The following is a 13,993-nucleotide window of genomic DNA, read 5'->3' on the forward strand; positions in this document are numbered from 1 at the left end:
CAGACGAAACCTCAAGGCTCTGCTTTCCGGCTTGAATCGAACAAAACTGCTGCTACAAATACGATACAGACGACAAAGGAGCCAAAGTCGGATCCCCCCCCTTGCGAGGGGAAACCTCAGACTTTGACTCGGGCGCTAACTGACGCCGGTACAGATATTACTTCATCGAAGCGGTTGCGCCGGCTTCTACCAGTTTCTTAACTGCTGCTTCAGCATCAGCTTTCGACACTGCTTCTTTCACAGTTTTTGGTGCGCCATCGACCAGGTCTTTAGCTTCTTTCAAGCCCAGGCCGGTGATTTCGCGAACTGCTTTAATGACGCCAACTTTGTTTGCGCCGAAGGTGTCCAGAACAACGTTGAACTCGGTTTGCTCTTCAGCAGCTGCTGCTGGGCCTGCTGCAGGACCGGCCGAAGCCATCGCTGCTGCGGACACGCCGAATTTTTCTTCGAATGCTTTAACCAGGTCGTTCAGGTCCATTACGGACATGGCGCTAACTGCTTCCAGGATATCGTCTTTGCTAATTGCCATTTTGAAACTCCTAAATTTATTACGTTAGTTACATCAGATTGGTACTGAGAGAAAAAAGCGCGCGCAATTAAGCGGCTGCTGGGGCTTCTTCTGCTGCTGCTTCTGCAGGAGCTTCGGCGCCTTCGCCTTTTTTCGCTGCCAGGGCAGCCAGACCACGTGCAAAGCCCGAAACCGGAGCCAGCATAACGCCCAACAACTGCGAAATGAGGACTTCACGGCTAGGAATGCTCGCCAACGCGGTGACAGCAGCTGTATCCAGCGGCTTGCCTGCGTAGTTACCTGCTTTGATGACCAGTTTGTCGTTGGTTTTAGCGAAGTCAGCGATGACTTTAGCTGCTGCAACGGCATCGGCCGAGATCGAGTAGATCAACGGGCCGGTCATGGCATCTGCCAGGCTGGCGAATGCGGTACCTTCAACGGAGCGACGAGCCAGAGTGTTTTTCAACACACGCAGGTACACGCCTTGGGCACGCGCTTTAGCACGCAGTTGCGTCAAGTGACCAACCTGGATGCCACGATATTCGGCCACGACGATCGTTTGCGCATTTGCTACTTGTGCGGAAACTTCGGCGACGACGGCCTTTTTGTCATTCAGATTGAGACTCACGGTCAACCTCCTTAAATGATGTTCGGCAATCACAACCGAGTGGTTGAGCGCCTTGCATCGGTTCGAACACGGCGTCCGAAGTCAAGAAGTACTAAACTGAGCGGATGGATTCACGCAGCATGAGGACTACAAAACTTGTTCGGGTACACCATCTGCGTTGGGCACTCGCCGTTGCCGGCAAGCCTATTAACCTTCTGCATGTGCGATCGCAGTCGGCCCAACGGTCTTTGATTGTCTGCCTGCCCGGTGCGAACACCGGGCAGACAGCCCAAAGATGCGCCCGCAGCGCCCGAAGGCGCTACAGGACTTGATTCTGTTACTTAAGCTGCCAGGCTAGCCTGGTCAACACGGACGCCAGCGCCCATGGTCGACGACAGCGAAACTTTGCGCAGGTACACGCCTTTGCTCGATGCTGGCTTGGCTTTGTTCAGTGCGTCGATCAGTGCGACCAGATTCGACTTCAGATCTGCGTCAGCGAACGATTTACGGCCGATGGTAGCGTGGATGATACCGGATTTGTCGGTACGGTACTGAACTTGACCGGCTTTCGCGTTTTTCACGGCGGTAGCGACGTCAGGAGTAACAGTGCCAACTTTCGGGTTAGGCATCATGCCGCGTGGGCCCAGGATCTGACCCAGGGTACCAACGATACGCATGGTATCTGGCGAAGCGATAACGATATCGAAAGGCATGTCGCCGGCTTTGATCTGCTCAGCCAGGTCTTCCATACCAACGATGTCGGCGCCAGCTGCTTTAGCAGCTTCAGCTTTTTCGCCCGACGCGAATACTGCCACGCGTACGGTTTTGCCGGTACCAGCTGGCAGCACGACGGAGCCGCGCACCACTTGGTCGGATTTCTTAGGATCAACACCCAGTTGTACCGATACGTCGATCGATTCATTGAACTTGGCCGTTGCGCACTCTTTGATCAGAGCGACAGCGTTGTCGAAAGCGTACACTTTGGTACGGTCGACTTTGGCTTTCAAAGCCTTGATACGTTTGGATAACTTAGCCATTATACAACACCTTCCACCGTGATACCAATCGAACGAGCGGAACCAGCGATGGTGCGTACAGCAGCATCCATGTCGGCAGCGGTCAGATCAGGGGTTTTCAATTTAGCGATTTCTTCAGCTTGTGCGCGGGTCAGCGTACCGACTTTGTCGGTATGTGGCTTCGGCGAACCTTTGGTGATCGCAGCAGCTTTTTTGATCAGGTAGGTTGCTGGAGGCGTCTTCATCACGAACGTGAAGGACTTGTCCGCAAATGCGGTGATCACGACTGGAATCGGCATGCCTGGCTCCAGACCTTGGGTCTGTGCATTGAAGGCCTTGCAGAATTCCATGATGTTCAGACCACGTTGACCCAGAGCTGGACCGATTGGTGGGGATGGGTTTGCTTTACCAGCTGGCACTTGCAGCTTGATAAAACCAATGATTTTCTTTGCCATGATGGCTCCTATCTTGGATTGAGTAGTAGCGCCCCGCCGATCCTACCCTGGCGGGGCTCCTCTGACCGGATTTCGCTGAGACTGCCGCGACGCTCCTGGTGGCGCTTGATAATACTTAGACTTTTTCGACCTGGCCGAATTCGAGCTCTACCGGAGTAGCGCGACCGAAAATGGTGACCGAGACGCGCACTTTGGATTTCTCGTAGTTGACTTCTTCGACATTGCCGTTGAAGTCGGTAAACGGACCATCCTTGATGCGCACTTGCTCGCCCACTTCGTACAAGGTTTTCGGACGGGGCTTTTCAACACCCTCTTGCATCTGCTTCATGATGCCGTCGATTTCGCGCGCGGAGATCGGCGTCGGCTTGTTCGACTTGCCACCAATGAAACCGGTAACCTTGCTGGTGTTCTTGACCAAGTGCCAACTTTCGTCCGTCATTTCCATTTCAACCAGCACATAGCCAGGATAGAAACGACGTTCGGTGACGGACTTGACACCATTCTTGACTTCGACCACTTCTTCGATCGGCACCAGGATCTGGCCGAACTGGTCTTGCATGCCCGCGCGCTCGATGCGCTCGGTCAGTGCGCGCATGACGCTTTTTTCCATGCCGGAATAAGCATGCACGACATACCAGCGCTTGCTGCTCACTGGCACGCTCAGCGCTGCACCAGTGTCCGCTACCGGAGCGTCGCCCGGAACGGACTCGTTCGCCGCTTCATCATGCACATTTTCGCTCATTATTTTTTCCAACCCAGAATTACGTCATACAACAAAAACTCGAGCAATTTATCCGTGCCCCACAGGAAAATCGCCATGACCAGCACAAAGGCAAACACGATCGCAGTAATCTGCGTGGCTTCTTTGCGGGTAGGCCAAACGACTTTCTTGGTTTCGCGCACAGCTTCTTTGGCGAAATTGAGAAATTCACGGCCGGTCGTCGAGACATACAAGAGCGCAACAGCAATAACCAAACCAGCCACAAGCGCGCTTGCACGCACCAGAGCTGGTTGGCCTGCCAGGTAATAAAACCCGACTACTCCTGCAATCGCAGCCACTATTGCCAGCGCGACTTTTATCTTGTCACTCGACGTGCTAACGGTTTGCACGGATTGATTTGACATTTTTCTACTTTCGGTGCCCTGCACCTTGACGGTGGCAGGGACGGAGGGCATCGAACCCCCAACCTTCGGTTTTGGAGACCGACGCTCTGCCAATTGAGCTACGTCCCTACGTAAAACTTTCGAGGAGTGCTATTCTACCACCCAGGACGCCCCGGGTGGAAGCATAACATTTCCTTATGCGATGATTTTTGCAACCACGCCGGCGCCGACGGTACGGCCGCCTTCGCGGATAGCGAAGCGCAGACCTTCTTCCATCGCGATCGGGTTGATCAGCTTGACGGTGATCGACACGTTATCGCCTGGCATGACCATTTCTTTGTCTGCTGGCAACTCGATCGAACCGGTTACGTCCGTCGTACGGAAGTAGAACTGTGGACGATAGTTGTTGAAGAATGGCGTATGACGGCCGCCTTCGTCTTTCGACAGAACATAGATCTCGCCGGTGAAGTGAGCATGCGGCTTGATCGAACCTGGTTTTGCCAGAACTTGACCACGTTGCACGTCTTCACGCTTGGTGCCGCGCAGCAACAGACCAACGTTGTCGCCTGCTTGACCTTGGTCCAGCAGTTTGCGGAACATTTCCACGCCGGTGCAAGTCGTTTTGACGGTATCGGTGATACCAACGATTTCGATCTCTTCGCCGACTTTAACAATGCCGCGCTCGATACGACCGGTCACAACGGTACCGCGACCCGAGATCGAGAACACGTCTTCTACTGGCATCAGGAATGCACCGTCAACAGCGCGCTCTGGCGTTGGGATGTAAGCATCCAGCGCATCGGCCAGACGCAGCACTGCGTCAACGCCCATTTCGCCTTCTTTGCCTTCCAGCGCCATACGTGCCGAACCTTTGATGATTGGCAGGTCGTCGCCTGGGAATTCGTACTTCGACAACAGCTCGCGCACTTCCATTTCAACCAGTTCCAGCAGCTCTGCGTCGTCGACCAGGTCGCACTTGTTCAGGAACACGATGATGTATGGAACGCCAACTTGGCGGGCCAGCAGGATGTGTTCGCGGGTCTGTGGCATTGGGCCGTCAGCTGCGGAGCACACCAGGATCGCGCCATCCATCTGGGCAGCACCGGTAATCATGTTTTTGATGTAATCGGCGTGACCTGGGCAGTCAACGTGCGCGTAGTGACGCGTTTCCGTTTCGTACTCGACGTGGGCGGTGTTAATCGTGATACCGCGCGCTTTTTCTTCTGGAGCTGCATCGATCTGGTCGTATGCTTTAGCTTCGCCGCCGAATTTCTTCGACAGAACCGTTGCGATTGCAGCGGTCAGCGTGGTTTTACCGTGGTCGACGTGGCCGATGGTGCCGACGTTGACGTGCGGCTTGGTCCGTTCGAATTTACCTTTTGCCATTTTGAACTCCTAATGATTTGATTAGATTGCTCAGGCACACGCCCGACGGTCTGGTTTGAATTGCTTCTGTGCTGCCTGCTGCGAATTCTGGTGCCCTTGACGTGGATCGAACACGTGGCCTCTCCCTTACCAAGGGAGTGCTCTACCACTGAGCTACAAGGGCTGTAATTTGTTGCATGCGATGCATCAAGCATCTGAACGGAAACTGGAGCGGGTGAAGGGAATCGAACCCTCGTCGTAAGCTTGGAAGGCTTCTGCTCTACCATTGAGCTACACCCGCGAGGTATCGTTCACTTTATCTTCACTTACTTTTGCTACTACCCAGTTTTCCTTGCAAAAACTTGGTGGAGGGGGCTGGATTCGAACCAGCGTACTCATAGAGAACAGATTTACAGTCTGTCGCCTTTAACCACTCGGCCACCCCTCCGCGGGAACCGCAGAGTATGAAGCATCTACTCACAACTGTCAACCTTATTTACTGATGCCTGACTGCTGCATTTGCTTATAAAGAAGAAGTTGGCTGCTTCGGGGCGTGATTATAAGCTCCCGATTTGAGAATGTGCAAGGGTTGGCGCGAAAAAGTCTGCTTTTTTTGGATTTTTTTTATCCCCCCTGCCGGGAAGCCGCATTTTCCCGTCATTTTCCCCTTTTACCGGGCGTCAGGCGGATGCATCCAGGAGTTGCCGAGAGGCTTATATTTACGCAACAACTGCTGATGCAGGCCCGACAGCACGGGCAATTTGGGGTTGCGCGGGTCCAGGCGGCGCACGCCGGCGATAAACGTCAGCGCCTGCTGCCCCATGCGTTCATCCCAGCCTTCGTGCTCCAGGCATTTCAGCACGGCCACGGCCGCATTGAACACCACTTGCGGATTATCGGGCAGGCGCGTGACGGCTTCGCCCATCAGATCGACGGCGCCGCGGAAATCGCCCTCTCCCGCCCTGGCGGCGCCGGCCGCCACCATGTCGGCCACTTCCTGGCGGCTTTGGCGCGCCAGCGCCTTGGCCAGCTCGTCGCGCCCAGCATGCTCGAACACGGCCATGGCGCGCGTCATGGCCGCACTGTCGGGCGCATTGCGCATGACTTCGCGCATCACCTCGGCGGCGCCGTCTTCGCGCCCATGCGCCAGGCAGTGGCGCGCCAGTTCGGTTTTCAGCATGTTCGAGCCGCCCACGCTGTGGCGGTTGGCGGCCAGCGCCGCGTCGAGCGATTGCTGCAGGCGCTCCTCGTTGCCCGTATGCGCATGCAGCATGGCGCTGCACAGCGCACTGCACAGCTCCGCATTCTTTTGCCCGCCCATCGACTTGTCGAGGTCGCGGATCACGGCGCCCACCTGCAGCGGGTCGCCCTTGCGCACCAGGGTCTGCACCAGGCGCACATGGTCTTCCGGATCGCGGAATTCCGAATACTTGGCCTTGCTGACGACCAACTTCAGGGATTTTTCCGCCATCTCGATATCGTCGGCCGCCAGGGCCGCCTCGCCCAGGCGGCGCAAGCGGCGCACGGCGTGCGGCGACAGGGCCACCGCTTCGCTCAGGGCGGCCTGCGCCAGTTCCGGCTTGCCTTGCGCCAGATGCGTGCGCGCCAGCCAGTCATATGCGTCGAGAAAACGCTTGTTGTTTTCCAGCAATCCCTCCAGGGTGCCTTGCGCCGCTTCATACTCGCCCAGCAGGAACTGCGTCTTGGCCTGCCCCAGGCGCGCCCAGCCGATGGACTTGGCTGCGTACAGGCCCGCGTAGATCGGCTCGGCGTCGGCCGCTTCGCCCAGCAGCAGGTGCAACTCCGCGCGCAAGCGCAGGAAATCGGTGGCGTAGCGGGGATACAGGCTGGCGCCCTCAGCGCAGGCGGCAATCGCCGCGCGCTCGTTGCCCACGTCGATCAGCTCGTACACGGGCACGAAGGCATTGCGCTTGTCCAGCGCGCGGCCGATGCGCTCGAGCATATTGTCAGCGGTGAACGGCTTGAGGATGTAATCGGTAGGCAACAGCTCGACGGCGCTGACCACCTTGGCGAAGCTGCCTTCGCCCGTGACCATGAAGAACATGGTCGATGCGTGCATCAATTTGTGGTGGCGCAAGTCTTCCAGCATCTGCTGGCCATCCTGCCCGCCATCGAGATCGTATTCGCACAGGATCAAATCATACGATTTGCTGCCCAGCATGCGAATCGCCTGGCCCGAGCTGGCCGCGTCATCGATCTTCGCCAGGCCGCACAGGTTGAGCATATTGTGCAGGCTGGCGCGCATGCCCGGATGCGGCTCGATGATCAGTGCGCTAAGGCCCTTGAGTTCTTTCATGTCGTGATGTCCGAAAACTCCGCGGCGCGCCACACTGGTGCGTGGCGCCAGCCAGCATGAGGCTGCCGAGTATATGACGGCGCCGCGCGCAAGGGAATGGCGGCGTGCCGAAAAATGCCGACGACGTTGCTGCTCAAGCGACGGCGCGCTCCGGATGCCACAGTTGCGGCTCATGGTCGATCAGTTCCAGCAGCGCCGTCACCACTTCCGGATCGAACTGGCTGCCGCTGCGCTGTTCGATGTATTCGCGCACCTGCGGATACGGCCACGGCTCCTTGTAGGGCCGCTCGTGCAGCAAGGCGTCGAAGACGTCGACCACGGCAACGATGCGCGCGGCCACGGGAATGTTGCGCCCTTTCAAGCCATTCGGATAACCGGCGCCATCGAAGTGTTCGTGGTGGCCGCCGGCGATCTGCGCGCCATACGTGAGGTAGCTGACGCCGTCGACCATGTTGGCGGCCCGCTCGAGGATGGTGCGCCCGACGCTGGCGTGCAGCTGCATCTGCGCCCGCTCCTCATCCGTATGCTTGCCGGGCTTGAGCAGCACGGCGTCCGGCGTGGCCACCTTGCCCACGTCGTGCAGGATGCTGGCCAGGCCGATCATGTCGAGCAGCTGCGGGGTCAGCTCGTCGGCATACACGCCGCGCTGCTGCATGCGCCGGGCGATGGCGTCGGACAACAACTGCACCCGCCGCACGTGGCCGCCCGTGTCGCTGTCGCGGAACTCGGCCAGGTCGGCCAGCGCCACCACAGTCGCTTCCTGCGCCTTGCGCAGCTGGCCGAACATGTACAGGTTGTCGAAGGCGGCGGCGATACGCTGGCAAAACACTTCCAGCAGATCGCGCTGGATCTGCGCCAGCGGCCACGGCGGCGTGACGGAGATGGCCAGCTCGCGGTTGCCTTCCGTGTGGATGAACAGCACATTGGCCGGATGCTCGAACTGGCTGCGCTTTTCCGCGAACGCCTTGTCGATGGTGGACGTGAGGGCATGGTCGGCCGGCATCGCTTCGGACTCGGCCAGCACGGCATACGTGCCCGTGGCGGCCACCACCTCGGGCCGTCCGGCGCCGCCCTGCATCAGGCACAGCACGCCGTCGGCGCCCACGTCGAGGATGGCGCTGACCTGGTTCAGCACGCCGGAAGCGAATTCGCGCAGGGAATGGATCTGATACAGATTGGTGGCGCCGGCGAGGATCTTGCCCAGACCGATGCGGCTGCGTTCGAGCATCATCAGGCTCTCGTAGGCCCGCAGGGCCGAGATGACGGTGGTAAACAACTTTTGCGTCGTCAGTTCCGTCTTGGCCTTGTAATCATTGATGTCGTATTCGATGATGACGCGCTGCTCGGGCGCCTGGCCCGGCTGGCCCGTGCGCAGCACGACGCGCACGATGGAATTGTTCAGGTCGGCGCGGATGCGCTTGGCGAGGATCAGGCCGGCGTCATCCGTTTCCATCACCACGTCGAGCAGCACCAGCGCGATATCGGGCGTGTCGCGCAGGATGTCGTACGCCTCGCGGCCGCTGTAGGCGGAAAACAGTTCCAGTTCGCGGCCCTTGAAACTGACATTGCGCAGCGCCAGCCGCGTGACTGCATGCACGTCGACGTCATCATCGACGATCAGGACACGCCACAGGCGCTGGTCGGGCGCGGCCAGTCCGGCAGGACTGGCCACCGGCTCATCTTCGTCGAGCAGCCAGTTATCATCTGCATCGGCCTTGAGGTCGGTCATGAATACTCCTAATGGATAAGTTCGATGTGGACGCTGCGTTGACGCATATCAAGCATAATCAGATTAGATGCTGCTTACAACAGGATTCTGCGTACCGCCTTCGCTGGCGGACGGCGACGACGCCGGCGCCGAGGCACCGCTGCGCGTGGCGCCGCCACAACTATCCTGGCCAGGCCCGACGGCCTGGTAGCGCACTTCATACTTGCCCGCGCTGAGCTGCTCCACCAGCAGCTTGTCGTACGCGAGGATGTACAGGTAGCGCACGTTCGAGCGCCGCTCCGTGTCAAACAGCTTGACGAACACGGGCGCCGCATTGCCGCTGTTGTCGATGCTCACGGCCAGCTCATCGCCCTTGTTACCGATCGGGAATCCATCGACATAGCCGGAATGGGTCGGCCAGGGTTCGCCATTCGGCGCCACCAGCGATGGGGACTCGGCCTTGCCTGCCCCATCGCAGGCGGGCTGGATGCCTTTCAGGCTCAGCTGGGACACGGCCAGCACGCGGATCTCCGGCGTCTTCGCTTGCGGCGGCTCGGGCGCATACGGCTTGCCCACGGCCCAGCTGTCGACTGCCACCGCCTCGCCTTTCGACGACGACACGGCACCGGCCGCCGGCGTGGCCGCTTCCGCATGGGGCTTGGCGCCGTCGCGGGCCAGGCCGCTCCAGGCCGACGCCAGCGCGGCAGGCACGGGCTGCGACGTGTCGAGCATCAGCAAGGCGGCCAGCCAGCCCAGCAACAGGCAGATAAACAAACTCAGCCACCAGCGCCAGTTGCGCCAGACGGGTTGCAGGCCGCGCCGCGGCTTGCCCTTCGGCGGCGGCACATCCTGCGCCCAGGCGTGTTCATGCGGCTGGGCATGGCCTTTCGCGCGGGCATCGCGGCTCTTGCCTTCTTCCTGGTGGGTGCTTTCCAGCCATTCGATTTCCCACTCCTCGGCGGCGATCCACTCGTCGTGTTCCTTGCGGCGTTGTGGATCGGACAAGGTGCCATAGGCGCTGTTGAGGATCGCCATGATGCGGGCGGCCTTTTCGTCGCCGGGATTCTTGTCCGGGTGGTATTTCTGGCTGAGGGCTTTGTACGCGGCACGTATGACTTCCTGCGGCGCCAGGCGCGCCACCTTCAGGTTGTCATAGTGTGTATGTATCTTTCCCATCGTTCTATCTTGAAATCGGTGCGCGGCGACGGGTTCTTGCAGGATGGAACCGTGCTGTGTCGGTCATCATATACGATATGACAAGATAATAACCACCGGCGGACAGGAAATTGCAGGGCGATACTGCCCTGCCTTGATATTGCAGGCGCTTACAAGCGGTGACTGCGGTCGCTGGACAACAGCGCTTCCGGCAACTCCACGCGGTGCCCCACCACCAGCACCTTGAACAATTCCCCCATCTCGGCGGGCGACACCAGTTTTTGCACGGCGCTCGCCTGCGGCAAATAGGTCTTGACCTGCTCCGGATCGGTGCGCAGCAGCAAGTCGCCGAGGCCCGCGCCCAGCAGGAAGGACGCCTGGTTCATGTAGGCGAGCACATCGAGGCCCGCCTCCTGCGCCGCCACCGCCATCGCCGTAAAATCCACATGGGCCGTGATGTCCTGCAAGCCGGGCAGATAAAACGGTTCCGCGTGGGCGTGATGGCGGTAATGGCACATCAGGGTGCCCGTGGCGCGCAAGTCGAGGTAATACTCATGCGCAGGAAAACCATAGTCGAACAGCACGGCCGCGCCTCCCTTGCCATTGGTCAGCATGCGCGCCAGCGAGCGCATGAAACCACAGGCGACGCCATGAATTTCCGTGACATAGCCGACCGGCAAGGCATCCGCCTCGGGCACCTGGGCGGCGATCTGCGCAGCCACGTCGGCGCCAGCGGGCCGTTCGACAAACACGAACTGGCCGTCGGCGATGCTGACGTCGAGTTCGCACCAGCCGGCGGGCGTCTTGCTGATCAGGTTGACGGGCATGGCGTCCAGCACTTCATTGCCGAACACGGCACCCTCGAAACTGTCGGGAAAGCCGTCGAGCCACACCACTTGCGGGAAGGCTGCCAGCGCCAGCTCCTGGCGCGCGCGCAATTCGCCGGACAATTCGACGATCGCATACTGTTCGACATGGATGCCGGCATTCGCCGCTTCCGTCAGGATGTCGCAGGCCAGCTTGCCCGTGCCGGCGCCGAATTCGAGGATGCGCGGAGCCGTTTGCGCCATAATAGCGGCTGCCACATGGGCCAGGGTGGCGCCGAACAGGGGCGAAATCTCCGGCGCGGTTGTAAAATCGCCATCTTTGCCCAGCTTGGCGGCGCCGCCGCTGTAATAGCCGAGGTCAGGCGCGTACAGCGCCAGCTCCATGAAGCGGACAAAGGGAATGGCGCCGTCATTGCGCGCGATTTCGGCGGCAATTTGGTGCTGCAAGGCATGGGACGCGGCCAGCGCGTCGCTATCGGGTGCGGGAAGAGACATTCCCGCATTGTAGCGAATCGGCGGCGCATGCCGCCAGTGTGGCGTCCACCGAATATCTCAACCATAGCAAAGACATGACAGAAGCAACGACAACGCCATTCGACAGCACTCCCCGCGTCGCCCTCGTCACGGGCGCGGCGCGCCGCATCGGCCGCGCCATCGCGCTGGGCCTGGCGCGCGACGGCTGGGATATCGCCGTGCATTACCGCGATTCGCGCGACGAGGCGCTCAGCCTGGTCGCGGAAATCACCGCGCTGGGCCGCCGCGCGCAAGCGTTCCCCTGCGACCTGGCGCAGGAAGAGGCCGTACGCCAGCTGTTGCCGCAGGCACAGGCGGCGCTGGGCCCCGTGACGTGCGTCGTCAACAACGCATCGTTGTTTGCATACGACAATGCGGGCGATTTTTCCGTCGCCGCGCTCGACGCCCACATGCACGCCAACCTGGCCGCCCCCATCCTGCTGGCGCACGCCCTGTACCAGGCCACCCCGGCAGGCGGGCAAGCCGTGGTCATCAACTTGCTAGACCAAAAACTGTACAATCTCAATCCTGATTTTTTGTCGTACACCCTGTCCAAGGCGGCGCTGCTGTCGGCGACCACCATGCTGGCCCAGGCGCTGGCGCCGAAAGTGCGCGTGGTGGGCATTGCCCCCGGCATCACCATGGTCTCCGGCGAGCAGACGGAAGCGAACTTTGCCAAGGCGCATGAAAACACGCCGCTGGGACGCTCCAGCACGCCCGAGGATGTGGCCGACAGCGTCTGCTACGTGGCCGGCGCGCGCGCGCTGACGGGCACGACCCTGCTGGTCGATGGCGGCCAGCATTTGATCGGCTTGCCGCGCGACGTCATGTTTTTGACCAAATAATCAGCAGCCCTACCAAACAACCAGCACTCCAGCATTCCCTAAAAGGTAAAACTATGTCGTCCGCCCTGTCCCATCCTCGCCTGGCCGATTGCCGCCGCCTGTTCCTGCGCAATTACGAAGTCCTCATCAACATCGGCGTCTACGACTTCGAGAAAAAGGGCGAGCAGCGCGTCCTCATCAACGTCGACCTGTACATTCCCCTGGCCCTGTCGACGCCGAAGGATGACCAGCTGGAAGAAGTGGTCGACTACGACTTCATGCGCGAAACCATCGCCAAACGCATGGCGCAAGGCCACGTGCAGCTGCAGGAAAGCCTGGTCGACGACGTGCTGGCCGCCATGCTGGCCCACCCGCGCGTGCGCGCCGCGCGCGTATCGAGCATGAAACCGGATGTGTATCCCGACTGCGAAGGCGTGGGCGTGGAAGTATTCAAGATCAAGGATGAAGCATGAACAACATGAATGACACCGCCGTACTGGAAACGATGACGGCCGCCGTGGAAGTGCCGGCCAATGTGGAAGCGCAGAAACTGGCGCGCAAGAAGGCGGAAAAGATCGCCCTGGAAAACAACAAGCTGCACAAGCGCTTGTGCCGCCTGGTGGGACAAGCCATCGGCGACTTCAACATGATCGAAGACGGCGACAAGGTGATGGTCTGCCTGTCCGGCGGCAAGGATAGCTATGCGCTGCTGGACATCTTGATGACCTTGCGCGAACGCGCGCCGATTCACTTCGATATCGTCGCCGTCAACCTGGACCAGAAGCAGCCGAACTTCCCGCCGGAAATCCTGCCCGCCTACCTGACGGAACTGGGCATCGCCTTCCACATCGAAAACCAGGATACCTACAGCATCGTCAAGCGTCTGATCCCGGAAGGCAAGACGACTTGCTCGCTGTGCTCGCGCCTGCGCCGCGGCATCCTGTACCGCGTGGCCGACGAGCTGGGCGCCAACAAGATCGCCCTGGGTCACCACCGCGATGACATTCTGGAAACTTTCTTCCTGAATATGTTCTTCGGCGGCAAACTGAAAGGCATGCCGGCCAAGCTGCAGTCGGACGACGGCAAGCACATCGTCATCCGCCCGATGGCTTACGTGAAGGAAGAAGACACGCAGCGCTATGCGGAAGTCAAGGGCTTCCCCATCATTCCATGCGACCTGTGCGGTTCGCAGGAAAACCTGCAGCGCAAGCAGATCAAGGGCTTGATGCGCGAATGGGACAAGAAATTCCCGGGCCGCGTGGAAAGCATCTTCTCGGCCCTGTCGAACGTGGCGCCGTCCCACCTGATGGACCCGAAACTGTTCGGCTTCAAGGATTTGAAGGCGGACGGCGTGGCCAACCCCATGGGCGACATCGCCTTCGATGAAGAGCCATGCTCGACGCCGACCACGTTCGGCACCATCGCGCTGCAACCGCTGTAAAAACCTCCTGTTGTTCCGCCGCCACCGTCCAGGTGGCGCGCGGTATCTTCCCTCCGCCTCTTTCCCCCCGCGTCCATTTGAGGTACCGTAGTCAGCTCTGCCGGTACGCGGTGCGTCACGCGCGCATCCCTGCACGGCGGTCAGCACGCATTC

At 59.9% G+C, this 13,993-nt stretch carries 14 protein-coding genes and 4 tRNA genes; 3 read left to right on the forward strand and 15 right to left on the reverse strand.

What is annotated here, in order from left to right:
* Positions 1–157 precede the first annotated feature (157 nt).
* The 15 genes from rplL to CLU94_RS11980 all read right to left on the reverse strand — a co-directional run bounded on the left by rplL (position 158) and on the right by CLU94_RS11980 (position 11,557).
* Positions 158–529 carry a 50S ribosomal protein L7/L12 gene (rplL, locus tag CLU94_RS11910; protein WP_070223390.1) on the reverse strand — a complete coding sequence of 124 codons (372 nt, stop codon included), beginning with the start codon at positions 527–529 and terminating at the stop codon, positions 158–160.
* A 67-nt stretch (positions 530–596) separates the two neighbouring features.
* The gene (rplJ, locus tag CLU94_RS11915; protein ID WP_034753621.1) at positions 597–1,136 is read right to left on the reverse strand and encodes a 50S ribosomal protein L10; all 540 of its coding nucleotides are present in this window, start codon (positions 1,134–1,136) and stop codon (positions 597–599) included.
* Positions 1,137–1,456: 320 nt separating this feature from the next.
* On the reverse strand, positions 1,457–2,152 hold the full coding sequence (rplA, locus tag CLU94_RS11920) for a 50S ribosomal protein L1 (RefSeq protein WP_034753134.1): 696 nt from the start codon (positions 2,150–2,152) through the stop codon (positions 1,457–1,459).
* Positions 2,152–2,586 (reverse strand): 50S ribosomal protein L11, encoded by a 435-nt coding sequence (gene rplK / locus CLU94_RS11925; RefSeq protein ID WP_034753131.1) that lies wholly within the window; start codon positions 2,584–2,586, stop codon positions 2,152–2,154. The genes rplA and rplK overlap by 1 nt, the downstream gene beginning before the upstream one ends.
* A 115-nt stretch (positions 2,587–2,701) precedes the next feature.
* Complete coding sequence (gene nusG, locus CLU94_RS11930) at positions 2,702–3,328, reverse strand: transcription termination/antitermination protein NusG (protein WP_077398778.1); 627 nt, start codon at positions 3,326–3,328, stop codon at positions 2,702–2,704.
* On the reverse strand, positions 3,328–3,711 hold the full coding sequence (gene secE / locus CLU94_RS11935) for a preprotein translocase subunit SecE (protein WP_010394308.1): 384 nt from the start codon (positions 3,709–3,711) through the stop codon (positions 3,328–3,330). Before secE ends, nusG begins: the two co-directional genes overlap by 1 nt.
* A 32-nt stretch (positions 3,712–3,743) precedes the next feature.
* Positions 3,744–3,819, reverse strand: a tRNA-Trp gene (locus CLU94_RS11940).
* A gap of 66 nt (positions 3,820–3,885) precedes the next feature.
* The gene (tuf, locus tag CLU94_RS11945) at positions 3,886–5,076 is read right to left on the reverse strand and encodes an elongation factor Tu (RefSeq protein WP_077398776.1); all 1,191 of its coding nucleotides are present in this window, start codon (positions 5,074–5,076) and stop codon (positions 3,886–3,888) included.
* Positions 5,077–5,164: 88 nt separating this feature from the next.
* Positions 5,165–5,239: transfer RNA gene (locus tag CLU94_RS11950), tRNA-Thr, on the reverse strand.
* 43 nt (positions 5,240–5,282) lie between these two features.
* A tRNA-Gly gene (locus CLU94_RS11955) sits at positions 5,283–5,356 on the reverse strand.
* A 62-nt stretch (positions 5,357–5,418) separates the two neighbouring features.
* Positions 5,419–5,503: transfer RNA gene (locus tag CLU94_RS11960), tRNA-Tyr, on the reverse strand.
* A gap of 222 nt (positions 5,504–5,725) precedes the next feature.
* A complete protein-coding gene (locus CLU94_RS11965) occupies positions 5,726–7,372 on the reverse strand; it encodes a tetratricopeptide repeat-containing response regulator (protein ID WP_099665766.1) in 1,647 nt (548 codons plus the stop codon).
* Between the two features lie 133 nt (positions 7,373–7,505).
* Positions 7,506–9,101 (reverse strand): DUF3369 domain-containing protein, encoded by a 1,596-nt coding sequence (locus CLU94_RS11970; RefSeq protein ID WP_099665767.1) that lies wholly within the window; start codon positions 9,099–9,101, stop codon positions 7,506–7,508.
* A 63-nt stretch (positions 9,102–9,164) separates the two neighbouring features.
* Positions 9,165–10,256 carry a J domain-containing protein gene (locus CLU94_RS11975; protein WP_099665768.1) on the reverse strand — a complete coding sequence of 364 codons (1,092 nt, stop codon included), beginning with the start codon at positions 10,254–10,256 and terminating at the stop codon, positions 9,165–9,167.
* Positions 10,257–10,405: 149 nt separating this feature from the next.
* Entirely contained in the window at positions 10,406–11,557 is a 1,152-nt protein-coding gene (locus CLU94_RS11980; protein ID WP_099665769.1) for a class I SAM-dependent methyltransferase, read from the reverse strand.
* A 74-nt stretch (positions 11,558–11,631) separates the two neighbouring features.
* On the opposite strand from CLU94_RS11980, the gene CLU94_RS11985 reads away from it, so the two are divergent.
* The 3 genes from CLU94_RS11985 to ttcA are packed head-to-tail and all read left to right on the forward strand — an operon-like array spanning position 11,632 to position 13,840.
* On the forward strand, positions 11,632–12,420 hold the full coding sequence (locus tag CLU94_RS11985; RefSeq protein WP_099665770.1) for an SDR family oxidoreductase: 789 nt from the start codon (positions 11,632–11,634) through the stop codon (positions 12,418–12,420).
* 53 nt (positions 12,421–12,473) lie between these two features.
* Positions 12,474–12,872 (forward strand): dihydroneopterin aldolase, encoded by a 399-nt coding sequence (locus tag CLU94_RS11990; protein WP_046682033.1) that lies wholly within the window; start codon positions 12,474–12,476, stop codon positions 12,870–12,872.
* Positions 12,873–12,904: 32 nt separating this feature from the next.
* Entirely contained in the window at positions 12,905–13,840 is a 936-nt protein-coding gene (gene ttcA / locus CLU94_RS11995; protein ID WP_257219065.1) for a tRNA 2-thiocytidine(32) synthetase TtcA, read from the forward strand.
* Positions 13,841–13,993 lie beyond the last annotated feature (153 nt).

Origin of the sequence: Janthinobacterium sp. 13 (assembly GCF_002749695.1) — a bacterium.
In the GTDB taxonomy this organism is placed as follows: Bacteria; Pseudomonadota; Gammaproteobacteria; order Burkholderiales; family Burkholderiaceae_D; genus Janthinobacterium; species Janthinobacterium kumbetense.

What these genes read in the sequence shown, in the direction of transcription:
- CLU94_RS11985 (WP_099665770.1), top strand. Translation starts at nt 11,632, where the DNA reads ATGACAGAAGCAACGACAACGCCATTCGACAGCACTCCCCGCGTCGCC.
- ttcA (WP_257219065.1), top strand. Translation starts at nt 12,905, where the DNA reads ATGACGGCCGCCGTGGAAGTGCCGGCCAATGTGGAAGCGCAGAAACTG.
- CLU94_RS11990 (WP_046682033.1), top strand. Translation starts at nt 12,474, where the DNA reads ATGTCGTCCGCCCTGTCCCATCCTCGCCTGGCCGATTGCCGCCGCCTG.
- CLU94_RS11975 (WP_099665768.1), bottom strand. Translation starts at nt 10,256, where the DNA reads ATGGGAAAGATACATACACACTATGACAACCTGAAGGTGGCGCGCCTG.
- CLU94_RS11965 (WP_099665766.1), bottom strand. Translation starts at nt 7,372, where the DNA reads ATGAAAGAACTCAAGGGCCTTAGCGCACTGATCATCGAGCCGCATCCG.
- tuf (WP_077398776.1), bottom strand. Translation starts at nt 5,076, where the DNA reads ATGGCAAAAGGTAAATTCGAACGGACCAAGCCGCACGTCAACGTCGGC.
- nusG (WP_077398778.1), bottom strand. Translation starts at nt 3,328, where the DNA reads ATGAGCGAAAATGTGCATGATGAAGCGGCGAACGAGTCCGTTCCGGGC.
- rplL (WP_070223390.1), bottom strand. Translation starts at nt 529, where the DNA reads ATGGCAATTAGCAAAGACGATATCCTGGAAGCAGTTAGCGCCATGTCC.
- CLU94_RS11980 (WP_099665769.1), bottom strand. Translation starts at nt 11,557, where the DNA reads ATGTCTCTTCCCGCACCCGATAGCGACGCGCTGGCCGCGTCCCATGCC.
- rplK (WP_034753131.1), bottom strand. Translation starts at nt 2,586, where the DNA reads ATGGCAAAGAAAATCATTGGTTTTATCAAGCTGCAAGTGCCAGCTGGT.
- secE (WP_010394308.1), bottom strand. Translation starts at nt 3,711, where the DNA reads ATGTCAAATCAATCCGTGCAAACCGTTAGCACGTCGAGTGACAAGATA.
- rplA (WP_034753134.1), bottom strand. Translation starts at nt 2,152, where the DNA reads ATGGCTAAGTTATCCAAACGTATCAAGGCTTTGAAAGCCAAAGTCGAC.
- CLU94_RS11970 (WP_099665767.1), bottom strand. Translation starts at nt 9,101, where the DNA reads ATGACCGACCTCAAGGCCGATGCAGATGATAACTGGCTGCTCGACGAA.